This is a genomic window from Curtobacterium sp. AC273 (assembly GCF_979253735.1).
The window spans coordinates 343035-365663 of record NZ_CEEDDU010000006.1; the positions used below are offsets into that span (position 1 = coordinate 343035).

Consider the following 22629-nt stretch of genomic DNA (forward strand, 5'->3'; position numbering starts at 1 on the left):
GCCCGTTCCGCATCACCGTCGCCGTGTCGGCGATCTGTCGGATCTCGTCCATCCGGTGGCTCACGTACAGCACGGCCACTCCCTCGGCGGAGAGACGCTGGACGGTGCCGAGGACGACGTCGACCTCGGCCGAGGCGAGTGCGGACGTCGGCTCGTCCAGGATCAGGAGCTTCGGCTCCTCCTGGACGGCGCGGGCGATCTCGACGATCTGCTGCTGGGCGAGGGTGAGCGTCCCGACGACCGCGTCCGGGTCGATGTCCGCTCCGAGGCGCTCGAGCGTCGCTCGGGCCGATGCGGTCATCCGTCGTCGATCGATCCCGAACCCGCCCATCGGCCACTTCCCGAGACTCAGGTTCTCGGCCACCGTGACCTCGCGGATGAGGCTCAGCTCCTGGTAACAGGTGGCGACGCCACGGCGACCGGCCTCGTTCACCCCGCCGTCCAGGGGCTCGCCGTCGATGCGCACCTCGCCGGTGTCCGGGCGTTCGACGCCGGAGAGCAGACGGATGAGCGTGGACTTGCCTGCACCGTTCTGCCCGAGCAGGGCTCGGACCTCGCCGGGCTGGATCGTGAAGTCGACGTCGTCGAGCGCGACGACCCCGGGGTACTGCTTCCTCGCTCCCCCGGACCTCCGCGATCGCGGGACGGGTGCTGCGTTCTGGTGCTGTCGTCATCGACGGACCTCTCTCGGTGTGGGTGGCGGCGGGCCGGAGGATGCCGGACCGCCGCCCTGGTCGGTCTGCGCTCAGGGCAGGCCGTCCTTGTGGGTCTCCAGCCACTTCGCAGCGTCGTCCGGCTGGTAGAGGTCGATCGGAGCGTCGACGACGTCGCCCTTCTTGCCCTTCCCGTCGATGGCCTTGGCGGCGGCGTCGGTACGCGAGCTTCCCCGCCTGGATCCCGGAGATGTCGACGACAGCCTTGAGCGTCGTGCCCTTCTGCAGCTCACTCGCGATGTCACTCGTCATGTCCGACCCGAAGACCGCGACCTTGCCCACCAGCCCGCGGTTCTCGACGGCCTTGTACGCACCGACGGTCGCACCGCCGGCTTCGCCGTACATGCCGTCCAGGTCGGGGTGCGCGCTGAGCATCTGCTCGGCAGTGGGGACGGCTTGGTCGACCTCCGCTCCCTCCTGGTTCGCGACGAACTGCGCGCCGGGGAGCGCCTTGGTGAGCGCGTCCTTGAAGCCGGCGAAGCGTTCCTTGCAGACCTCGTACTGCTCGCAGTTGATCACGCCCATCTTGGGAGCGTCGATGCCCTTGCCCCTGAAGTACTCGGCGGCCTTGTCGCCGAGCATGGACCCGAACTTCGCCGGGTCGCCGAGGACGTACGCGGAGACGTACTTCTGCACGGCGGCGTCGGAGACACAGGTGTTGTAGCAGACGACCGGGATGCCGGCCTTCGACGCCTGCTTCACGGCGGGCAGGCTGCCGTCGGTGGATACCGCCGACATGATGATGGCGTTCACGTTCGACGAGACCAACGTGTTCATGAAGGAGCTCTCCTTCGAGACGTCCCCGGCGGACGTCGACTCGAGGAACTTCACCTTCGTGTCCGACGCGTCCGCCGCGTCCTCGACGCCCTTCTTGACGCCGCCGTAGAAGCCCTGGGAGTCGAGGTACATGGCACCGATGCGGAGGTTGGACCCCTTGCCGGTGCCGGCGGAGGGGACGGAGCACGCGCTGAGGGCGAGTGCCACGGCGGCGACGCCCGCGGCGATGGCTGCGGCTCGTCGGAGGTGGGTTCGGGTCAGTGGTGGATCGTTCCTTTCTGGATCCGGCGACACTGCCGGTTCGGGCGAAGGGCCCGGAGTCAGTCGAGGACGGCGTCCGCGACGTGGAGCGTGCGGGACGCGGAGAGTTCCGCGTGCAGGGCCCGGAGCCGGGCGACGAGCGAGTCGCGCTGCTCCGCGGGGTCGGTGTGGAACAGGAGCATGGTCGGCAGCGAGGTCGCGAAGTAGTCGATGTCCGTCGGCGCCGCGGCGACTCGTCGATGAACGCAGCCAACTCGTCGAGCCGCTGTCGGGCTGCGGGTCGTCGGCCGAGTCGATCGAGCGCGGCGACGGACCAGACGCTCCGCTCGGTGAACGGCGCGGTCGCCATGTCGGAGAAGTCGCCGTGTGCGTCGGCTGCGGTCCGCCAGGGCCTCCTCCGCGCTCGCGGACCGGCCGAGCTCGGAGAGCGCGTCACCGAGCGCCAGGTGCAGGTCGGCGGTCGTGGCCAACGGGTGCCTGGCTTCTCCCAACGACGCCGGCGGGTGCAGTGCCGTCTGGACGGCGTCCGCCGCGGCCACCGCGTCCCCGGCTGCCAGCGCAGCACGACTGCGTGCCAATGCCGCCCGGTCCCGGGCCGCCAACACCCGGCCTTCCCCGCCCTCCCACGGTTGGAACGCCCGACCGGACAGGACGATCGCGGCGTCCTCGGGACGACCGAGCTCGAGCAGGAGGTCCACGCGGCTCAACGTGAGGTCGTCGCGCTCCGCCACCAGATCGGCTCGCTCGTCGAGCACCCGGAGTCGTTCCTCCGCGCTCGTCCCGGTACGGGCGGCGAGTTCGTCCGCCTCGTACAGCAGGCGGGCATCGTCCGGCAGCGCTCGCCGAGCCGCGGCGTGGTGTTCGCGAGGCCGCTGCGGGGGTCACCGTGTACGTTGACGGCCGCGACACCGAGGTTGCGGTGCAGCACGGCGGCGTCGAGGCCCGTCGCCCCGGCCGGCGACCCCGTAGCCAACTTGTCGCCCGCTTCCTCCACACGGCCTCGGTCGTAGAGCCACGAGCCGAGCATGGACCAGAGCACCGGAACCCCGGCATCGAAGGCGACGACCCGGCGCAGGTGCATCGACGTCGGTCGAGTCGTGACGGCAGCGCGTTCGTGTGGTCGGTCGCTGCCCGCGTAGACCACGGCGCGATGGGCGTCGTCGAGTCGACCGGCCTGGAGCGCGAGGTCGGCGACGTGCACGGCGACCAACGGCCGCACGTTCACCTGCCCGAGTGCCTGACGGCCGGCTCGGGCCTCGGCGAGGGCCAGCAGCTGCTGGGGACTCCGTGAACCCGTCGACCGAGCGGTACTCGAGTGCGACGTCGAGCAGGGTGGTGGCATCGTCGCTGACCAGGCGTCCGGCGAGGTGGCGTGCCCACTGGTCGAGCGGGTCGAGACGGAGCGTCTCGGCGAGGAGTGTCTCCGCTTCCCCGGTCCGTCCGAGTCGGCGGAGCACCACCACGGCGATGTCGCGCGCCTGGAGGTGCTCCCGATCGTGTCGCAGGACGGCCTCCACGTGCTCGAGCGCCGCGGACGGGTCTTCGCCGGCGATCGAACGTGCCAGCGCCAGGTGCGCCGGGGCCGCTTGCGCTGCGTTCCACGTCGCCTTCCCAGGGCGCGCCGACCGTCGTCGCGACGGCCGGACCGAGCAACGCCAGGCCGAGCCGGTAGTGCGCCTCGCCGTCGGACGGGTTCGGTGCCCAGGCGGTGAGACGGTCGACGGCGCTCTGCAGGTGCTCGACGGCGCCGGCGTAGTCCGCCGCGGCGTACCGGCGATTGCCCAGCGCGATGTGCGCGCGGACGTCCCCGGGGTCGCGGCGCAGCGCTTCTTCCCAGTACGGCTCCGGCGATCGGGTCGCATGCCGGTACTGCTCGAGGTAGCCGCCGATGGGCACGAGTTCCTCGACGGTGGCCACCGATGCCGGTGCTGGCGGTGCGATCGCTGCCGCCGGTGTGTCGACGGGTCCCTCCGGGATCGGTCGTCGGGAGAACCGCACGAGCTCCGCTCCCGGCGCACACCGCGACCCGCACGTCGAACGGGGCGACGTCGGCCGGAACGGTCCAGTCGACGATCACCGGTTCGCCCGGGGCGAGAGTCCGCTGCCAGCTCGTCGAGCACCCTGCCGGACCGATCTTCGATCCGCAGCACCGCGTCGTCCGCCACCACGCTCGACGAGACACCGATCCGCAGCGTCGCGACGCCGACCACGTCGACCCGGATCGCCGCGTCCGTGTCGCCCTGCATCGCCGGTCCGATTCCGCTGATCGGGTACCAGTACTGGGAGAAGCTCTTGGTCTCTCCGGGCTCCAGGTACGAGAAGTCCGGCTGGTTGTCGGTGTACACGCCGGCCATCAGCTCGACGTAGGGGCCGTCCGTGTCGGTGAGCATCGCGTCCCACGTGTGACCGAAGGGTGCGTTGCCCCACGTCCACTGCTTCTTCCCCGGCGAGATGGTCGGTCCGCCCAGTGCACGAACCCGGCCTCCCGCCCGTGGTCGTAGCCGCCGAAGAACGCGTCCTCGGTGTCGGTGACCATGTAGGACGTCGGTACGGGGATGTTCCGGTACCAGTCGAGTCGGTCGGCGTCGGGGTGGTCGGCATCGACCCGCGCCGGGTAGTCGACGCCGTAGTAGGTCGCGTCCAGGCGCTGGGGAACGTCGCCACCGCTCGTTTGGCGTGGTCGGCGACGTGGTGCACGTCCGTCGGGAAGAAGCTCTGGTAGTCGTCGTTCACCGCGGCTGCCACGTTCGCCCACCACAGGAACGTCTCGGTGCGTTCGCTTCGGTTGTAGAGGCGCACGCGAGCCTCGATCGCGGAGGAGTGCGGACGGAGCCGGATCCCGTGCATGCCCTTCATGCGGGCGAACGGGTCGTGGTCCGGAGCACCAGACGGTCACCGATCCGTCGGCCTCGCGTTCGATCGACACGTCGGTCGGCAGGTACGTCGCCGGCCGGTGGTGCTGCGCAGTTGAACTCGACGCCACCGGAGATCCACGGTCCGGCCAGCCCGACCAGCGCGGGCTTGATGACGTTGTTCCGGTAGAAGAAGTCGTGGTCGGTCGTCTTGTCGTACCCCACGTGGATGCGACCGCCGAGCTCCAGCCGGACGACGACGCGCACCCAGCGGTTCTCGAGATGCACGGCCTGCCACAGGTGCGGCTGCTTGTCCTGTGCGATGCGCTCGTGGAACGGCAGCGGGAACACCCGCCCCGGACGATCCTTGGTACACCCGACGGTCCAGGAACTGCGGGAACCGATCCGGGTCGAGTGGCTCGTACGTGTCGATGACGAGCGGTTCGGACCAGGCCGCGACGGGGAGACCCGCCTGGTCGGCGGGGATCGGAGGGAGATCGAGCCTCGACTCTTCGTTGAGCATGCAGCGATCGTACGGAGGCGTTCGGGTGCCACGGAACGGTCGATCCGACGGAATACCTGGACGATACGACGATCGTCGCGCACGATGGGAGCGTGCTGATCGAAGACGGCTTCCCGGACAACGCCTCCGCGTCCTACCCGCTCGACGAGTCCGCCAGGCGATGACCCAACCCGGGATCGCACACTTGGTGGTCACCGACGCCGGCTACTTCCCCCGGCACAGGCGCACGGCAAGGGCGCCCGGTCGGGACATCGCAGTGCGTCGTCCTGGTCTGCGTGCTCGGCGGCGGCCAGGTGCGCGTCAGCGGGGTCCGGCACGACGTCCGCCGTGGCCAGGTCGTCGTCCTGCCGCCCAACGTCGCGCGCCTCCTACGAGGCGGACGCCGACGACCCGTGGACGCTGTGGTGGGTGCACCTGACCGGCCGCGACCTCGAGGAGTTCCTGCACAGCAGCGGGATGACGGCGGCTCAGCCGGTACGGCACCTGCAGACGTCTACCGACCGGTGTCCCTCATCGAGGAGATCGTCGCCGCCATGGAGCGCGGTGACACCGACGCGAGCCTGCTCGCCGCGTCCGGCGCTGCGTGGCACCTGATGGCACAGCTGTGCGCCGAACAGGTCGCCGGCGCGTCCGCTCTCCCGGTGGTGGACGCTGCCCGCGACTACATCGTCGCCAACCCGGCGGAGCCGATCGGCGTGGCCGGACTCGCCGCCATGGCGCGGATGAGTCCGTCGCGCTCGCTTCGCAGTTCCGACAGCGGGTCGGCACGAGCCCGGTGCGGTTCCAGACGCAGGTGCGCATGGGTCGAGCGCGGGAGCTCCTGGACACGACGACGAGCAGCATCGAGTCCATCGCACGGGCGGTCGGCTACGGGGATCCGTTCTACTTCAGCCGTGTCTTCAAGTCCGTGCACGACGTCGCTCCGGCCGTGTACCGCTCAACGCCCCGAGGGTGAGAATCACTCGCCGGTGGGCTCCGACGATCCCGGCCGGACGGTCAGCCGCATGGCGGTCTTGCTCTTCCCGATGTGGCGCTCGAACGTGAAGCCCGCCCGCTCGAACATCGCTCGTGTGCCGTTGTGCAAGAAGGACGAGGACGTCCGCTTGCCCGGGGTGAAGCTCGTTCGGGAACGAGACGACCTCGCCGCCACCCGCCCGGGCGATGAGGTCGAGCGCCCCGCTGAGCGCCTCGTACGCCACCCCGGAACGCCGGTGGTCCCGGTCGACGAAGAAGCAGGTGATCCGCCACGGTGCCGGGCGGGACTCCCCCGCTTCGTACTGCTTGCGGTGGTAGATGTTCGGCAGTTCGACGGGGCTGCCGTACTGGCACCAGGCGATCGCGTCGTCGCCGTCGAACACGAGGGCGGCGTGCGCGACACCCTCGCCGATCAACCGCTCCTTGAACGTCGGGCCGTCGTGCTCGCGCTTCTCGGTGTCGGCGGTGTCGCCGTGGAAGTACGAACACCAGTAGCCGCCCCAGACGCCGTTGTGCTTCGCGGCGAGGGCCTTCCACGCGGGGAACGTCTCCGCTGTCAGGGGCTTGATCACGTGCGAGGTCACCATGCGCGGTCATCCTGCCACCGTGGCCGACCGGTGTCACCAGCAGGGACGTCGGCGGTCGCCGCGCGCGGCGTGTCTGGCCCGCGCGCACGACCAAAGTCCGTCCGAACCGCACGATCGCGTGGTGCGGACGGGCGTTCGTTGTGCAGTGTGCGGGACGCGGGAGCGCCGCGCAGTCCGGAGCCCCGCGACTCGGCGCCACCCCCGTGAACGACGAAAAGCCCCCGGCCGGACCTGGTGGTCCCGCCGGGGGCTTTCCTGTGGTGGGCGATACTGGGATCGAACCAGTGACCTCTTCCGTGTCAGGGAAGCGCGCTACCGCTGCGCCAATCGCCCAAGTCCCTGTCTGAACCGGAGTTCGTGCAGGGTCTTGGAGGGTGGAACTGGAGGTGGGGACGGGATTCGAACCCGCGTGGACGGCTTTGCAGGCCGCTGCCTAGCCCTCTCGGCCACCCCACCATCGAGGTTCACGTCTCCGTGAGTACCCGAACGGTGGGATACCCTCTGGTGAGTCGTAGGACTCCGAGAAGCCCCACACTCGAGCGGATGACGAGATTCGAACTCGCGACCCTCACCTTGGCAAGGTGATGCGCTACCACTGCGCCACATCCGCAAGACGTGACCAGAGCCACGTCCGTTCGTCGGCCCGCTCTCGCGGCGACGTCGTAAACTCTATACGAACCCGCGCCGTTCCACCAAAATCGTTCCCGTTCACCGGGCGTGTCCCCCGTGTTCATGCGGATCGAGCCACCGTGATGCGCGTCAGTCGGGGCGTCGGGCGGTCTCGCCACACCCGGGAGGCGCGCCGTGTTCGATCCACCTCCCGACATCCGCTACTATCGATCCGCACGCAAGTGCGAGGGGCGATTGGCGCAGTTGGTAGCGCGCTTCGTTCACACCGAAGAGGTCATCCAGTTCGAGTCTGGTATCGCCCACGTGCCCATCCAGGGCCTGAAGAACACCGAAAGAGCCCGGCGCAGTCGCGTCGGGCTCTTTTCATCGCAGAGCAGCCGACCCGACCGGACGAAGGGGCCCATGACCGACGTCGACCTCGAGTTCGCCCGGGTCCGAGCGGTCCTCGACCGTCCGACCCTGCGGCTGATGTCCCGCCCCACGAGCGCCACGGTCCTCGCGGTGTTCCGCACGGTGTTCGACCGCGACGTGCAGTACGTCCCCGCGGACCGGATGCACCTGCAGGTCGAGGAGCACGTCGCACGCCTGCAGGCCACCGGCGCCCGCGTGCCCGCGAGCGAGCAGGCACCGAACGAGCAGCAGGCGCAGCCCGGCGAACCGGACGCCCGCCCGAACGGCCGTGCGCTCTGCCGTGAGTGGGTCGCGGCGCAGTGGCTCGTCCGGTCCAACTCCCCCGACGGCGACGAGCAGTACTCCCTGACGAGCCACGCGCTCGAGGCGCTGTCCCTCGTCGACGCGTTGTCCTCCGACCGTGCGCTCATCAGCGAGAGCCGGCTCGCGATGATCGTCGACGCGGTGCACCGCTGGGCCGCCCGCGCCGAGCCGGACCCCGACGTGCAGATCCGTCGCATCGACGCGCAGATCGCCGAGCTGCAGGCCGAGCGCGAGCGGCTCGAGCGGGGCGACCTGGACACGGTGGACGACGCTCGGATGCGCGACGGCTACACGAACATCTCCGACCTCATCCGACAGCTCCCGAGCGACTTCAAGCGCGTCGAGGAAGCGGTGGCGACGATGCACCGCTCGATCGTCGAGGACTTCCGGCAAGAGGTCCGTCCGATCGGCGAGATCCTCGACGACTACCTCGCCCGCACCGACAACCTGATGGAGGCCACGCCGGAGGGCCGCGCCTTCGAAGGGGCCTTCGAGCTGCTGCGCGACGACGCCCTGCTCCTGCGGCTCCGTGAGGACATCGCCACGATCCTCGCCCACCCGTTCGCCGACTCCCTCGGGGCGGCGGAGCGCCGGGCCTTCCGGAACACGGTGAGCATCCTCCGCCAGGGCATCGAGGACGTCCTCGCGCAGCGCCGGCAGCTCACGGCGACGCTCCGCGACCAGATCGTGGCGCACGACGTCGTCCGCGACCGTGAGCTCGACGCCGTCATCCGGTCGATCAACCGCGGCCTGGCGACGTGGATGGACGAGGGGTCGGCCCGCGATCGGCTCCCGCTCGGGCTGCTCCCGGCGACCGCCGAGGTCGGCACCCTCCGCGAACGCTTCTACGACCCGGACGCCGAGTCGGTACCGCCGCCCATCGAGGAGCCGGACGACGACGTGTTCGAGGACCTCGACGTCGAGACGCTCCGCCGCCACGGCGGCCCGCTCCTCACCGAGCTCCGGGCAGCCCTGCGGTTCGCCGAGGCGGACACGAGCGTCGAGGCCTTCCACGGCCTGCCGCCCGAGCAGCGCCGACCGGTCGAGCTGTTCGGCCTGGCGCACCTGCTGACCGGGCACGAGGACTTCGAGGCCGCCGCGAGCGTCGCCCTGCACCACACGGTGCGGCCGGACGGCAGCGCGGTCGCCTTCCGGATGCCGGCCGCGGCGCTCGACGACGAACACCGAGCGGTCACCCCCGCCACGACCGACGACCAGAACGGACAGGAGGCACGGTGAGCGACACGACGCCGGCACCGGTGGACGAGACCGTCCCCTTCGAGGACCCCACGACCGTCCTGCAGGACGACGACCGTGACGAGACGAGCTTCGCCCTCTTCGAGGGCGCACGAGGGCCGGCTCGACGACCGGCAGCGCCGAGTGCGCTCGTCGCGCTCCTCCGCAACGCGTACGTGGAGCGCGCGAGCGCACGCCGACGAGTGGCGTGCGGTGCTCGACGCGGAGCATCAGCTGCGGTCGCGCCTCAACGACCTGTTCCTCGAACTGCACGTGGACCGTGACCGCGAGGTCGCGTGGCAAGCGCCAGGCGCGCTCGGAGAGCCAACGCCGCGGGTTCCCGACGCTGCTGCGCGACGTGCCGTACACCCGCGAGGAGACGCTCGTCCTCGTCTACCTGCGGATGCGCCTGCGGGCGGACGCACGACCGGGCCCGGACCAGGTCGTCGTCGACCGCTCCGAGATCCTCGGCCACGTCGCCGGCTTCCGTCCGGCGACCGCCACGGACCGCACGCGCGACGAGGGCCGGGTGGCCAAGGCGATCGAGCGCCTCGTCACCGCGCGCATCCTGGTGAAGACGACCGACCCGGACCGCTTCCGGGTGGCGAGCGTCGTCGAGGTGCTGCTCCCCCTCGAGCGGCTGCTCGACCTCGACACCTGGCTGCGGACGAACGCAGCGCGGCCAGATGCGACGACCACCGACGCGGCGTCCGCCGACGCGACCACCCCGGACGGTGAGCCGATCGACGGGGACGACCCGCGCCTCCAGGCCGACGACACCGACACCGACGACGAAGGCGAGACGGACGCATGACCGACACCGTGACCGACGCCTACGGCATGGCCGCGCTCTTCGACACCGTCGCGCAGTGGCGCGCCGAGTCGATGCAGGTCGTGAACTGGGGTGGTTTCCACGGCCACCGCCAGGTCGAGCTCTCCGGCACCGCCACCCTGATCTCGGGGGCGTCCGGTACCGGCAAGTCCACCCTGATGGACGCCTACCTGGCCGTGATGATGCCGTCCGACGTGCCGTTCAACGGCGCCTCGAACGACGCGACGACCGGGCGCGCGCGCAGTGCTGACCAGCGCAACCTGCTGACGTACCTGCGCGGCAAGGTGGACACGCGGCGCGACCCGGAGTCCGGCGCGCTGCGCGACGTGAACCTGCGCGGCGACGACCAGGACGACGTGGGGCGCGGCCGCGGTGACGTTCCGGAACGACGACGAGCGCCGCTTCACGGTGCTGCGGGCGTACATCGTGCCGAAGCGTGCGCGGGGCGTCGGCGACATCCAGATGACGATGGCGACAGTCGACGACACGTTCGACCTGCGGCGGCTCGAGGAGTTCGTGCCGTCCCGCTTCCACCACCTCGAGCTGACCGGTCGCGTGCCAGGGCTCGTCATCCGCGACACCTACCAGGAGCTCGCGTACACGCTGCAGACGCGGCTCGGCATCGGCGACTCCGGCGGCGGGAACCGGGCGATGCGCCTGCTCGCCCGGATCCAAGCCGGGCAGCACCTGCCCACCGTCGACGCGCTCTACAAGTCGCTCGTGCTCGAGACCCCCGGCACGTACGAGGCCGCCGACCGTGCCCTCGCGCACTTCTCCGCGCTCGACGAGGCGTACGAGGCGATGGACACCGAGGAGCGCAAGGTCCGCATCCTCTCCCCCATCGTCGAGCTGCACGAGGAGATCGCCCGCGCCACGGCGGCCGCCGAAGCCCTCGACGGCATCGCGACCGGCGCCGAGGTCTCCCCGTTCGCGCACTGGACCGCCTCGCGGAAGCGGGCCCTGCTCGACGCCGAGGTCGCGCGCAACGGACGCGAGCGCACGGCGTCGCGGGCCGAGGTGGCCGCGGCCGAGGCCCGGCACGCCGCCGTCGAGGTCGAGCTGCGGGACGTCGAGGCACGCCTCCGCGACCAGGGCGGCAACGCGCTCGGCCAGCTCGAGGACCGCATCGATCGGCTCACCCGGGAACGCGACGCGGTCGTCCGCACCCGGACCGTCTTCGAGGAGCGCACCGCGGTCCTCGGGTCGCCCGTGTCGTCGGAGCGGTCGTTCACCGCGATCCAACGCGCCGCGCACGAGTTCCTCGGGACGTACGCCGCCGCGCGTTCGGACCTGGACGACCGCCGCGACGCCCTGACGCGCGAGGAGTACCCGCTCCTCGACCGGGAGCGCTCCCTGCGCCAGGAACGGCAGTCGCTCGAACACCGGCAGGGCGCCATGCCGCTGCCGATGCACGAGGCCCGGCTGCAGATGGCCCGCGCGGCCGGCATCGACCCCTCGGAGCTGCCGTTCGTCGCGGAGCTCCTCGACGTGCTGCCCGGCGAGGAGCGCTGGCGCACCGCGATCGAGTCCGTGCTCGCGCCCGTCGCCCGCACACTGCTCGTCGACCAGGACCGCCTCGCTGCCTTCAGCGAGGCCATCGACGCGCTCCGGCTGCCGGTCCGCATCCAGTTCGAGGGCGTTCCGACCGGGCCGCACATCGACCTCGACGGCGACCCCTCGATGGTGTCCGGCAAGCTCGCGATCAAGTCGTCGCCGTTCAGCACCTGGGTGCGGGAGCGGATCGAGTCTGACCGCACCGACGCCCGCTGCGTCGCCGATGCGTCCGAGCTCGGCGGCGGCGGCCGTCGGGTCACCGAGTCCGGCCAGCTCCGCGACGGCCGACGAGGTGCGCACGGCGACCGTCGGCAGGCCAACGTCATCGGCTTCACGAACGAAGCGCGCGTCGCCTCGGTCGAGCAGGAGCTGGCGTCGATCGCGCAGGACCTCGCCACGCTCGAGGCCCGGCGCACCGACGTCGCGCAGGACCTCGCGGCGCTCGACACGATCCGCGCCGCGCACCAGCACGTCGTGGACGTCACGTGGCAGGCGATCGACGTCGACGGCCTCGAGTCCTCGCTCGCCCGCCTCGACCAGGAGCGGCACGCGCTGCTCGCCGCCGACGACGGCCTCCGCACGCTGCGCGAGTCCGTCGCCCGGCTCCGGAAGGCGCTCGACGAGGCAGCGGACCGCCGCTCGGCTGCGCGGCTCACCGTCGCGCGACTCGACGAACGGCACGCCGTCCTCGTCGACGGACAGGACGCCGCGGCCGAGATCCTGTCGCGCTTCGACGACACCCCGGAGTCGCTGCCGGACGCCGCGCAGTCGCGTCTCCTGGAGGAGACCTTCGAAGAGGTCGGCGCCCCGGACGGCATCGACGGCTTCGACGACGCCACACGGCGGCTCCGGCGACGCCTCGAGGAACGGCTGTCCCAGGCGCTCGACGGTGCCGCGTCGGCATCGACGGCCCTCACCCTGACGTTCCAGCGCTACCAGGATGCCTGGCCGGACCCGAACCTCGGCACCGGGGTGGCCTCGTACCCGGACTACCACGCGATCCTCGACCAGATCGTCGCGACCGGCCTGCACGCCCGACGCAGCGAGTGGCGCCGACGGCTGTCGCAGTGGAGCGGCGAGGACCTCGTCCCGCTCGCCGGCGCGTTCGACCGTGCCGTCGTCGAGATCGAGGAGCGCCTCGAGCCCGTCAACGAGATCCTCCGCGAACTGCCCTTCGGCGCGAACCGCGACCGGCTGAAGATCCAGATCCGCCGCGTCACGCGCGAGGACGTCACCCAGTTCCGCCGGGAGCCTCCGTGCGCTGTCCGCCTCGGTCGAGACCGAACTGACCGACGACGTGCTGGAGACCCGGTTCCGCCGGCTCCGGCGCTTCATGGCCGTGATCCGCCCCCGACACGGACGCACCCCGCGGTCGCACGACCCAGCGCGACGCGGTGCTCGACGTCCGTCGGCACATGGAGATCACCGCCGTCCGGTACGACACCGACGGCAACGACCTCGGCGTGTACTCGTCCCTCGGCGACAAGTCCGGTGGCGAGACGCAGGAGCTCGTGGCGTTCATCGTCGGGGCGGCACTCCGCTACCAGCTCGGTGACGAGACCCGTCCGCGGCCCCGGTTCGCGCCGGTGTTCCTCGACGAGGCGTTCATCAAGGCGGACTCGGAGTTCGCGGGGCGTGCGGTCACCGCGTGGCTCCGCCTCGGGTTCCAGCTCGTGGTGAGTGCGCCGCTCGACAAGGTCACCGCGCTCGAGCCGTCGATGGAACGCCTCCTGTCGATGCGAAAGCACCCGGACACCGGCCACTCGTCGATCACCGAGATCGCGCGGGTCTGACGCGCGCGGCTGGCGCCCGGCCTGCCTGCTGTGCCGAGATCGCACTTCGTGGCGGGGCGGCCGGGGCTGCCGCGCAAACGTGCGATCTCGTCGGCGCGTTGCGCCCGCTCGGTGTGCGCACCTGCGGGCCTGGAGGCGCAGTGCCAGCCCGCCCCGCGCCTCCAGGCCGACGACGTCACCGGCTCGACGCCCGCGCCCGAGCGGGCCGTGTTGCTCACGCTCGGTGCCCGGAGCGGCGCGTGCGCCCGCTCGCCCGCGGGCGCACGCCGCCCTACGGCCGCCGCACGGCTGCTGCACGGCTGCCGAAATCGCACTTGGTGACGGGGCGGCCGGGCAGTGCGCCGCGAAACCGCGATCTCGCGGGACACGAGCGCGGCGCGTTGCGCTCTGCTCGGCGCGGGGCGTCAGGGCGTGCACGCTACGGTGAAGACGTGTTCGGACGCCGCTCCCCCAGCCCCCGCCCCGACGACTCCGCCGGTCTCGGCATCGGCGCCCTCGTGCGCGTGGTCGGCATCGACCGTGGCGGCGAGCAGTGGGCCGACGAACCCATCGGCGTGATCGTCGCGGCCGCGGGCGCCCAGCTCGGCGGTACGCAGCGGGCGTGGAACGTCGCGTTCGACGAGCCCGCCTACACGACGGACGGCCGCGGCCCCTTCGAGCGCGCGACCGTCCTGAGTCGTCAGTTGGTGCCGGTCGAACCGGCAGCGGCCGAGTAGCGGCCTAGTACTCTTCCGAGCCGCTCTTCATCATGGCGGCGACGGCCATGCACGTGCCGACACCACCGAGCACACCGACGCCGATGATGATGCCTGCGATGAGTTCGAGCATTGGTGACTCCTTGGTTGCGGGGCCGGTCTGGCTGACCCCAGGTTAGCGGATGCCGCGCATGAGCTTCAGCACCGGCTTGACGAGGACGAGCAGCACGACGCCGACCGCCACGGCGACGAGACCGAGGATCGCGAAGTACGGTGCCTCGTTGGCGGGGTCGTAGTACCGCGACAGGACGCCGGTCACCGCGGTGCCGAGCGACACCGACAGGAAGAACAGCGCGACCATCTGCGTCTGGAACTTCGGCGGGGCGAGCTTCGTCGCGACGGACTGGCCGACGGGCGAGAGCAGGAGCTCTGCGATCGTGAAGACGAGCAGGATGCCGACGAGGGCGAGGAGCGGCGTGCCGTTCTCGCCGCTGTTCACGAACGGCAGGAACAGCAGGAAGGCGACGCCCATGATGCCGGTACCGAAGGCGAACTTGGTCGGCGTCGACGGCTGGCGCGGCCCGAGCTTGGTCCAGATCGCGGCGAACACCCCGGAGAGCACGATGATGAACACCGGGTTGATCGACTGCACCCACGAGACGGGCATGTCCCAGCCGAACAGCGACCGGTTGAGCCGCTCGTCGGAGTACACGGTGACGACGGTGAACTGCTGCTGGTAGAGCGACCAGAAGACGGCACTGCCGATGAACAGCGGGATGAAGGCGAGGACCCGCGAGCGTTCCTGCGGGGTGATGCCGCTCGTCAGGATCACGACGAAGTAGCCGATGGTCGCCAGGATCACGATCGAGACCACCACGGTCGGCAGGTTCCCGACGTTCAGCAGCCCGGTGAGGACGGCGACCAGGATCACCACGAGGGCCACGACGACGAGCACGCCGACGAGCGGGAGCCGGCGGCGGTCGACGGGGTTCGCGACGTGGCGCACCGACTCCGGGAGCTTCTTGCGGCGGATCGCGTACTGCACGAGGCCCGCCGCCATGCCGACCGCGGCCAGGCCGAAGCCGTAGTGGAAGCCGAGCGAGGTCTGCAGCAGCCCCGTGAGGAGCGGGCCGAAGAACGCGCCGAGGTTGACGCCGAGGTAGTAGAGCGAGAAGCCGGCGTCGCGGCGCGGGTCCTCGCGGCTGTAGAGGCCGCCGACGATCGTCGTCGCCGTGGCCTTGAGGCCGCCGGAGCCGAGCGCGATGAGCACCAGGCCGACGCCGACCCCGGCGACACCGGGGATGAGGGCGAGGGCGATGTGCCCGAGCATCACGACGATGGCGCTGCCGAACAGGGTGCGGTCGGCGCCGATCAGCCGGTCGGCGATCCACGCGCCGATGATCGTGAAGAGGTACACGGCGCCGCCGTAGGCCCCCATGATGCCGCTCGCGATGCCCTTGTCGATCCCCAGGCCGCCCTGCGAGACCGTGTAGTACATGTAGATCAGGACGATGCCCTGCATCCCGTAGAACGAGAACCGCTCCCAGAGCTCGACCGCGAACGGTGTGGACAGTTCGAACGGCTGCCCGAAGAAGGTTCGCGTGCGTTCCGGTGGTGCGGTGGTGCCTGACATGCCCGACAGTCTGCCCCTCGGCGGAGGGCCGTGCCCCCCCCCCCCCCCCCCCCCCCCCCCCAATCGTCGAAGCTGTCTCACGAATGGCGCACGCGCGTCTTTGGAGGGTTCCCACCACCCGGCAGCGTGCGAGACCACGGCGGGGTTGTGCGGGCCGACCGCGTTCGGGCGGCTCGCAGCGCCGTCGGTAGCGTGGCTTCTGCAACACCGGACACCGCAGTTCAGGAAGGCTCCGCCCATGGTCGACACCGCACCCGTCCACAGCACGAACACGCCGAAGGCCGACGCCGCCGGCGACCCCGCCGCCGGCACGCCGACGGGTGGCACGGACACCGACGTCCGGATCGACGTCGACCTGCTCGCCGAGCTGCTGCTCGGCCGCTGGGCCGAGGACCGCCGCACCTCGCGCCGACTCGCGCTCGACCCGGCGCTGCACAAGATCGAGGGCCAGCCGATCCCCGAGCACCGGGCCCGTGCCCTCGACCAGCTGCGGGTCCTCGTCGACGCCGGCGCGATCCAGCGCCCCTACCCGTCGGAGTTCGGCGGTCAGAGCAACCACGGCGGCAACCTCGCCGCCTTCGAGGAGCTCGTCACCGCGGACCCCTCGATGCAGATCAAGGCCGGGGTGCAGTGGGGTTTGTTCGGCCTCGGCCGTGCACCACCTCGGCACCGAGCGGAACCACCGCGAGTTCCTGCCCGGGATCGTCTCGTTCGACGTCCCCGGGTGCTTCGCGATGACGGAGACCGGGCACGGTTCGGACGTCCAGAGCATCGCCACCACCGCCACGTACGACCCGGCGACCGAGGAGTTCGTCGTGCACACGCCGTTCCGCGGTGCGTGGAAGGACTACATCGGCAACGCGGCGCTGCACGGCAAGGCCGCCGTCGTGTTCGCGAAGCTCGTCACCGACGGCGTCGACCACGGCGTGCACGCGTTCTACGTCCCCCTCCGCGACGACGAGGGCGCCTTCCTGCCCGGCGTCGGCGGCGAGGACGACGGCGTCAAGGGCGGCCTCAACGGCATCGACAACGGCCGGCTGTGGTTCGACCACGTCCGGGTCCCCCGCACGAACCTGCTGAACCGCTACGGCGACGTCGCCGCGGACGGCACCTACTCGTCCCCGATCGCCTCCCCCGGCCGCCGGTTCTTCACCATGCTCGGCACGCTCGTGCAGGGTCGTGTGTCCCTCGACGGCGCCGCGGTGGTGGCGCAGAAGATCGGGTTGCAGATCGCCCTCACCTACGCGGCGCAGCGCCGCCAGTTCCCCACCGGCGACGGGACCGAGGGCGTCCTGCTCGACTACGGGCGACACCAGCGCCGGCTGATCCCCCGACTGGCGACCGTGTTCGCGCAGTCGTTCGCCCACGAGAAGCTCCTCCGCACGTTCGACGACGTGTTCAGCGGCCGCGAGGACACCCCGCAGCGCCGCGAGGACCTCGAGACCCAGGCGGCGGCGTTCAAGTCGATGTCGACCTGGTCGGCGCTCGACACCCTGCAGGAAGCGCGCGAGGCCTGCGGCGGCGCGGGCTTCCTCGCCGAGAACCGCTTGACCGGGCTCCGTGCAGACCTCGACGTCTACGTGACCTTCGAGGGCGACAACACCGTGCTGCTGCAGCTGGTCGGCAAGCGGCTGCTCACCGACTTCCGCGCGAAGGCACCGAAGGACCCGGCGTCCACCGCGAAGTTCGTCGCGGCCCAGGCCGCCGCGAAGCTCGCCGACGCCACCGGGCTCCGCCGCATCGGGCAGACCGTCGCCGACCGCGGCTCGCTCGCCGCCTCGGTGACCGACCTGCAGGACGCCCGGACGCAGCGCGACCTGCTCGCCGGCCGCGTCGACACGACGGTGACCGAGATCGGGCTCCGGCTCGCCTCCGCCGGCAAGGACCGTGCGCGCGGAGCACTCCTGCTCAACCGTTCGCAGCACGAGCTCATCGAGGCCGCCAAGGCGCACGCCGAGCTCATGCAGTGGGACGCCTTCACCGAGGCGATCGACGAGGTCCCCGAGGGCGACACCCGACGCGTCCTGGTCTGGCTGCGCGACCTGTTCGCGCTCGGCCTGCTCGAGCAGCACCTCGACTGGTACCTGCTGCACGGCCGCCTCACCGCGCAGCGTGCCCGTGCGGTGTCGGCCTACATCGACCGGCTCGTCGCCCGCGTGCGCCCGGTCGTCCCGCAGCTGCTCGACTCGTTCGGCTACGAGCCCGGGCACGTCCGCGCGCCCATCGCCCTCGGTGCCGAGCAGGCTCGGCAGGACGAAGCGCGGGCGTGGTTCGCCGCCGAAGCCGCTGCCGGGCGGCTCCCCGAGCAGGAGAAGAAGCCCCGCCCCTAGTGGCGCGCGTCGATCGCACCCCCGCACGGACGTTGCACCCCGTCACACGGGGGCGCGACGTCCGTGCGGGGGTGCAACACCGCCCGCGCCCGGCACACGCACGCGCCCAGCAGACGCCCGCCCGGAACGGCAATCAGCCCCGCGGGTCCGCCCCGTCGGCCCCCGGCGAACCGAGGTCCCCGAGCGCCCGGCGCAGCCGCGCCTCGGCGTCGTCGTCGGCAGCCGTCGCGGACGCCGACGCGTTCGCCTCGGTGACGGCCCGCACGACCTCTTCGCGCTGGATCTTCACCCCGCGCGGTGCGTCGATGCCGATGCGGACGCCGTCCCCGCGGCTGTCGAGCACCGTGATGACGATGTCGTCACCGACGAGGATCCGCTCGCCGACCTTCCGCGTGAGTACCAGCACCCGTTCAGCCTAGCGACAGGACGGGCACCCCCAGCAGGTGGACCGACTCCGGCGTGGCGGTCTCGCCCGCGCCGATGGCCACGACCCCGGCCACGACGGCCCGTCCGGCCACCGCGGACAGCATGGCGGCGGAGTCCGACGGCTTCCGCCCGACGTCGACGACGACCCACACCTGGTCCGGTGCGAGACCGTCGACGGTCGCCGCGTCGTCCCACGCCGCGACGGCGAGGAGCGCAGCCCCGTCGCGCACGCCCTCGGCCCGGGCGAGGATGCCGCTCCGTCGGTCCGCGGCGTCCGTGGGGCGGAGCGCGTACCGCGTCGCGAAGATGCCCGCGGCCGCGTCGACGTCGTTGGGGCGGCCGACGAGCAGCACGAGGTCGCCGTCGGCGGACCGCACTGCGGGGCAGGAACAGCGGCCACGCGCGTGGCCGAACGGTCGTCGAGGGCGCGGTCCGCGCCTCCAGGCAGCAACACGTCCTGGAGGCGCGACACGGCATCGGCAGGCCGGCCCGGCTCGGCGACCGGTCCGGTCGGGCGCGGGGCGCTCCCCGTGATCCCGTCCGCCACGAAGCCGTCCAGCACCGACGCGAACGCGTCGGCCCGCGTGATCGCGGTGCCGTCGCCGCCGGCGATGCGCGCCTCGGCCTCCTCGGCGTCGGCGAGGAGCGCCGCGATGCCGACGCGCTTGACGACGCCGTCGGCGATGGCCACCCGCGCGGTCGGGACCTCGTCGGGTGCGGGGACCTCCACGGTCGCCTCGACGTGCGCCTTGCGGAACAGACCGCCGATGCCCGGCGTGGTGACGCGCTCGGCCGCGACGATGCGGGCACCCGCGCCGAACTCGGCCCGGACGGCGTCGCGGACCTCGTCGAGCGTGGCGCCGTTACGCTGCAATCGGGTCGGCGGCACGGACCACTCCCACGGTCTCGATGGTGGAGCCCGCGGCGGTGGCCTCCTGGTAGGAGAGCACCGGCAGGCCGTTCGACTGCGCGGACACCATGCGGTGCACGGCCGGGCGGAGCTGCGGGGCGCAGACCAGGACGGCGGAGATCCCCTGGTCCTCGACGGCACGGACGGCGTCGCGGAGGGAGCCGAGGACCTGCTCGATGCGGTGCGCGTCGAGCACGATCTGGGTGCCCTGCTCGGACGGCCGGAGGCCCTCGAGCATCGACTGCTCGAGCAGCGGGTCGATCATGATGACCCGGAGCGTGCCGCCGTCGAGGTACCGGGCGGGCAGTGCGGGGCCGAGCGAGGCGCGGGCGGCCTCGACGAGGCCCTCGGGGTCGGTCGACACCTTCGCGCGGAGCGTGAGCGCCTCGCAGATCCGACCGAGGTCGTTGATCGGGACGCGCTCGGCGAGGAGGCCCTGCAGCACACGCTGGAGCTCGGCGAGGGACAGCATGCCGGGGACGAGCTCCTCGACGGCGGCGGGGTTGACCTGCTTGACGCCCTCGGTGAGGACCTTGACGTCCTCGCGGGTGAGGAGCCGCGCCGCGTTGTCGCCGATGATCGCCTGCAGGTGCGTGACGAGCACGGAGACGCGGTCGATGACGGTGGCGCCGGTCATCTCGGCGGCGTGACGGAGCTCGGCGGGGACCCACTTGCCGGCGAGGCCGAACACCGGCTCGACGGTCGTCTCCCCCGGCAGGCCCTCGAGGTGGTCGCCGAGCGCGAGGACGCTCCGCGACGGGGCGGTGCCGCGGCCGGCCTCGACGCCGGCGATCCGGATGGCGTAGGTCGACGGCGGCAGCTCGATGCTGTCCCGTGTGCGGACCGGCGGGACGACGATGCCCATGTCGATCGCGATCTTGCGGCGGAGCGCACGCACGCGGCCGAGCAGGTCGTCGGATGAGCCGGACACCATGTCGACGAGGTCGGGTGCGAGGAGGATCTCGAGGGCGTGCACGCGCATCTGCTCGATGAGGTCCTCTGGGGTGTCCGCGGTCGGCGCGGCGGCGGCCAGCGCCTCCTGCTCGGCACTCGCGGCGGCGGCACGGCTGGCGTTCTGGCCGATGCGCCAGCCGGTGAACAGCAGCGTCGCGCCGACGAGCAGGAACGGCAGGATCGGCATGCCCGGGATGAAGCCCATCGCGATCGCGGCGACGCCGGCGATCACCAGCGCGTTCTTGGACTGCCCGAGCTGGTTCGCCGCCGACGAGCCCATCTCGGACTCGGCGCCCGAGCGGGTCACGATCATGCCGGTGGACACCGCCATCAGGAGCGCCGGGATCTGGGTGACCAGGCCGTCGCCGATCGTCAGGATGCCGTACTTCGACAAGGCGTCGGTGACGCTCAGCCCGTTCTGCAGCATGCCGATCGCGATGCCGCCGATCAGGTTGATCACGATGATCAGGATGCCGGCGATCGCGTCGCCCTTGACGAACTTCGACGCGCCGTCCATGGCACCGTAGAAGTCGGCCTCGGCGGACACGGACGCGCGGCGTTCCTTCGCCTGCTCGTCGGTGATGAGCCCGGCGTTCAGGTCGGCGTCGATGGCCATCTGCTTGCCGGGCATCGCGTCGAGGGTGAAGCGGGCCCCGACCTCGGCGACGCGCTCGGCGCCTTTCGTCACGACGACGAACTGGATGACGATGAGGATCAGGAAGATGACCGCGCCGATGATGATCGAGCCGGAGACCGCGACGTGCCCGAACGCCTGGATGACGTCGCCGGCGAAGCCCTCGCCGAGCACGAGGCGGGTCGACGCGACGTTGAGCCCGAGCCGGAACAGGGTCGCGACGAGGAGCAGCGACGGGAACACCGAGAAGTCGAGCGGCTTCTTCACGAACAGCGTCGTGAGGAGGATCACGAGCGCCAGCAGGATGTTGCAGATGATCAGGAAGTCGAGCAGGAACGACGGCACCGGCAGGATCAGCAGCAGGATGATGCCGACGATGAAGACCGGGACGGCGAGCTTCGGCAGGTCCTTGCGGTTCATGCGGGCACCCCTTCAGGAGACGTGGTCGGGCGGAGCTTGCGGGGTCGGAGGTCACCCGTGAGCGAGGCCGGGTCGATGACCGCGGCGACCTCGTCGGGCGTGGTCGGCCGGGGTGCGGCGTGCGTGCCGGCCGCGGCGCCCCGGGCCTTGAGCGCCATCACGAACGACAGCACCCGGGCGACGGGCGTGTAGAGGTCGACGGGGACCTCCTGCCCGAGCTCGCACGCGGCGTGCAGCGCACGGGTCAGGGGCACGTCGCGGACGATCGGCACGCGCTCCTGCTCGGCGTGGTCGCGGATCATGCTCGCCACCGGCCCGGCGCCCTTCGCGACGACCCGCGGCGCGGACTTGCCCGGCTCGTACTTGAGCGCGACGGCGTAGTGCGTCGGGTTCGTCATCACGACGTCGGCCGTGCCGATGGCCTGCACCATGCGGTTCCGGCTCATCGCGAGCTGGCGGGACCGGCGCTGGGACTTCACGAGCGGGTCGCCCTCGCTGTGCTTGTTCTCGTCCTTGACCTCGCGCTTGGTCATCATGGTGCGCTTCCGGTTCCGACGGATCACGACGAACACGTCGAGGGCGGCGAGCACGAGTCCGGCGGCGATCGCGGCACGCATCAGGGTGCCGGTGCCCGCGGCGGCCGCGTCGAGCACGGCGGAGAGCGGCAGCGACCCGCTCGTCATCAGGACGGGGACGAGCGCCTGCACCGCGAACCAGAGGACGAGGCCGACCACCACGGTCTTGAGCAGCGCCTTGACGCCGTTCCAGAGCGCCTGCGTGCCGAAGACGCGCTTCAGGCCGGCGACGGGATCGAAGTGGTCGGGCTGCGGCGCCATCTTCCGGAAGTGCACCCCGCCCTGCGCCACCGCCGCGGCGACGACCGCGACCAGGACGACGACGAGCATCGGGCCGAGCGTGGCACCGATCGAGCCGAGTGCGCCGTGGAAGACCTCGTTCATCGTGCCGATCGTGGGGTCGGCGATGACGCGCTGCACGGCCCGGAGCTGGTCGGACCCGGCCGCGGCGGCGTTGCCCACGGCGGCGGGCATCATCACGGCCGCGGCGGCGATGCCGATCCACGCGCCGAGGTCCTGCGACCGACCGATCTGGCCCTTCTGGTGGACCTCGCGCATCCGCTTCTGGGTGGCCTGTTCGGACCGTTCTCCGCTGTCCGACATCG

Annotated in this window: 16 protein-coding genes, 4 tRNA genes and 6 pseudogenes; 10 read left to right on the forward strand and 16 right to left on the reverse strand. The window is 71.5% G+C overall.

The window, feature by feature from the left end; all coding sequences use genetic code 11:
• Positions 1–202: 202 nt before the first annotated feature.
• The 7 genes and pseudogenes from ACZ8AI_RS12070 to ACZ8AI_RS12100 all read right to left on the reverse strand — a co-directional run.
• Positions 203–568, reverse strand: a pseudogene (locus ACZ8AI_RS12070) (ATP-binding cassette domain-containing protein); the annotation flags it as partial.
• Positions 569–893: 325 nt separating this feature from the next.
• Positions 894–1622, reverse strand: a pseudogene (locus tag ACZ8AI_RS12075) (substrate-binding domain-containing protein); the annotation flags it as partial.
• A 188-nt stretch (positions 1623–1810) separates the two neighbouring features.
• Positions 1811–2506: a hypothetical protein gene (locus tag ACZ8AI_RS12080; RefSeq protein ID WP_464858417.1), complete on the reverse strand. Its 696-nt coding sequence runs from the start codon at positions 2504–2506 to the stop codon at positions 1811–1813.
• Positions 2455–2961: a hypothetical protein gene (locus tag ACZ8AI_RS12085; protein WP_464858544.1), complete on the reverse strand. Its 507-nt coding sequence runs from the start codon at positions 2959–2961 to the stop codon at positions 2455–2457. Before ACZ8AI_RS12085 ends, ACZ8AI_RS12080 begins: the two co-directional genes overlap by 52 nt.
• Positions 2962–2972: 11 nt before the next feature.
• Complete coding sequence (locus tag ACZ8AI_RS12090; RefSeq protein WP_464858545.1) at positions 2973–3668, reverse strand: tetratricopeptide repeat protein; 696 nt, start codon at positions 3666–3668, stop codon at positions 2973–2975.
• A 407-nt stretch (positions 3669–4075) separates the two neighbouring features.
• Positions 4076–4141: pseudogene (locus tag ACZ8AI_RS12095) on the reverse strand (hypothetical protein); the annotation flags it as partial.
• Between the two features lie 462 nt (positions 4142–4603).
• Positions 4604–4954 (reverse strand): DUF5107 domain-containing protein, encoded by a 351-nt coding sequence (locus ACZ8AI_RS12100; RefSeq protein ID WP_464858418.1) that lies wholly within the window; start codon positions 4952–4954, stop codon positions 4604–4606.
• Positions 4955–5453: 499 nt separating this feature from the next.
• On the opposite strand from ACZ8AI_RS12100, the gene ACZ8AI_RS12105 reads away from it, so the two are divergent.
• Positions 5454–5720 (forward strand): hypothetical protein, encoded by a 267-nt coding sequence (locus ACZ8AI_RS12105; protein WP_464858419.1) that lies wholly within the window; start codon positions 5454–5456, stop codon positions 5718–5720.
• 199 nt (positions 5721–5919) lie between these two features.
• Positions 5920–6081 carry a helix-turn-helix domain-containing protein gene (locus ACZ8AI_RS12110; protein ID WP_464858526.1) on the forward strand — a complete coding sequence of 54 codons (162 nt, stop codon included), beginning with the start codon at positions 5920–5922 and terminating at the stop codon, positions 6079–6081.
• Here ACZ8AI_RS12110 and ACZ8AI_RS12115 read toward each other — a convergent pair.
• The 4 genes from ACZ8AI_RS12115 to ACZ8AI_RS12130 all read right to left on the reverse strand — a co-directional run bounded on the left by ACZ8AI_RS12115 (position 6026) and on the right by ACZ8AI_RS12130 (position 7298).
• On the reverse strand, positions 6026–6688 hold the full coding sequence (locus ACZ8AI_RS12115) for a GNAT family N-acetyltransferase (protein ID WP_464858420.1): 663 nt from the start codon (positions 6686–6688) through the stop codon (positions 6026–6028). The two genes, ACZ8AI_RS12110 and ACZ8AI_RS12115, sit on opposite strands and share 56 nt — an antisense overlap.
• A 258-nt stretch (positions 6689–6946) precedes the next feature.
• Positions 6947–7021: transfer RNA gene (locus ACZ8AI_RS12120), tRNA-Val, on the reverse strand.
• A 48-nt stretch (positions 7022–7069) separates the two neighbouring features.
• Positions 7070–7144, reverse strand: a tRNA-Cys gene (locus tag ACZ8AI_RS12125).
• Positions 7145–7226: 82 nt separating this feature from the next.
• A tRNA-Gly gene (locus ACZ8AI_RS12130) sits at positions 7227–7298 on the reverse strand.
• A gap of 248 nt (positions 7299–7546) precedes the next feature.
• On the opposite strand from ACZ8AI_RS12130, the gene ACZ8AI_RS12135 reads away from it, so the two are divergent.
• The 7 genes and pseudogenes from ACZ8AI_RS12135 to ACZ8AI_RS12165 all read left to right on the forward strand — a co-directional run bounded on the left by ACZ8AI_RS12135 (position 7547) and on the right by ACZ8AI_RS12165 (position 14163).
• Positions 7547–7620: transfer RNA gene (locus ACZ8AI_RS12135), tRNA-Val, on the forward strand.
• Positions 7621–7720: 100 nt separating this feature from the next.
• Positions 7721–9271, forward strand: coding sequence for a DUF3375 domain-containing protein (locus tag ACZ8AI_RS12140; RefSeq protein ID WP_464858421.1), 1551 nt, complete (start codon positions 7721–7723; stop codon positions 9269–9271).
• A complete protein-coding gene (locus ACZ8AI_RS12145; RefSeq protein ID WP_464858422.1) occupies positions 9268–9552 on the forward strand; it encodes a hypothetical protein in 285 nt (94 codons plus the stop codon). Before ACZ8AI_RS12140 ends, ACZ8AI_RS12145 begins: the two co-directional genes overlap by 4 nt.
• Positions 9482–10082: pseudogene (locus ACZ8AI_RS12150) on the forward strand (DUF4194 domain-containing protein). The gene ACZ8AI_RS12145 and the pseudogene ACZ8AI_RS12150 overlap by 71 nt, the downstream one beginning before the upstream one ends.
• A gap of 71 nt (positions 10083–10153) precedes the next feature.
• A complete protein-coding gene (locus ACZ8AI_RS12155; RefSeq protein ID WP_464858527.1) occupies positions 10154–11851 on the forward strand; it encodes an ATP-binding protein in 1698 nt (565 codons plus the stop codon).
• Positions 11852–13069: 1218 nt separating this feature from the next.
• A pseudogene (locus ACZ8AI_RS12160) lies at positions 13070–13243 on the forward strand (SbcC/MukB-like Walker B domain-containing protein); the annotation flags it as partial.
• A 707-nt stretch (positions 13244–13950) separates the two neighbouring features.
• On the forward strand, positions 13951–14163 hold the full coding sequence (locus tag ACZ8AI_RS12165; RefSeq protein ID WP_464858423.1) for a hypothetical protein: 213 nt from the start codon (positions 13951–13953) through the stop codon (positions 14161–14163).
• Positions 14164–14317: 154 nt separating this feature from the next.
• Here the strand turns inward: ACZ8AI_RS12165 and ACZ8AI_RS12170 are convergent, their stop codons facing one another.
• Positions 14318–15775: a peptide MFS transporter gene (locus ACZ8AI_RS12170; RefSeq protein ID WP_464858528.1), complete on the reverse strand. Its 1458-nt coding sequence runs from the start codon at positions 15773–15775 to the stop codon at positions 14318–14320.
• A gap of 238 nt (positions 15776–16013) precedes the next feature.
• Here ACZ8AI_RS12170 and ACZ8AI_RS12175 point away from each other — a divergent pair.
• Positions 16014–18105, forward strand: a pseudogene (locus tag ACZ8AI_RS12175) (acyl-CoA dehydrogenase family protein).
• A 133-nt stretch (positions 18106–18238) separates the two neighbouring features.
• Here the strand turns inward: ACZ8AI_RS12175 and csrA are convergent.
• The 4 genes from csrA to ACZ8AI_RS12195 all read right to left on the reverse strand — a co-directional run bounded on the left by csrA (position 18239) and on the right by ACZ8AI_RS12195 (position 22627).
• Positions 18239–18511, reverse strand: a complete 273-nt coding sequence (gene csrA, locus ACZ8AI_RS12180) for a carbon storage regulator CsrA (RefSeq protein ID WP_464858424.1) — start codon at positions 18509–18511, stop codon at positions 18239–18241.
• Between the two features lie 4 nt (positions 18512–18515).
• Positions 18516–18908, reverse strand: coding sequence for a hypothetical protein (locus ACZ8AI_RS12185; protein WP_464858425.1), 393 nt, complete (start codon positions 18906–18908; stop codon positions 18516–18518).
• 486 nt (positions 18909–19394) lie between these two features.
• A complete protein-coding gene (locus ACZ8AI_RS12190) occupies positions 19395–21449 on the reverse strand; it encodes a flagellar biosynthesis protein FlhA (RefSeq protein ID WP_464858426.1) in 2055 nt (684 codons plus the stop codon).
• Positions 21446–22627: an EscU/YscU/HrcU family type III secretion system export apparatus switch protein gene (locus tag ACZ8AI_RS12195; protein WP_464858427.1), complete on the reverse strand. Its 1182-nt coding sequence runs from the start codon at positions 22625–22627 to the stop codon at positions 21446–21448. Before ACZ8AI_RS12195 ends, ACZ8AI_RS12190 begins: the two co-directional genes overlap by 4 nt.
• Between the last annotated feature and the right edge of the window lie 2 nt (positions 22628–22629).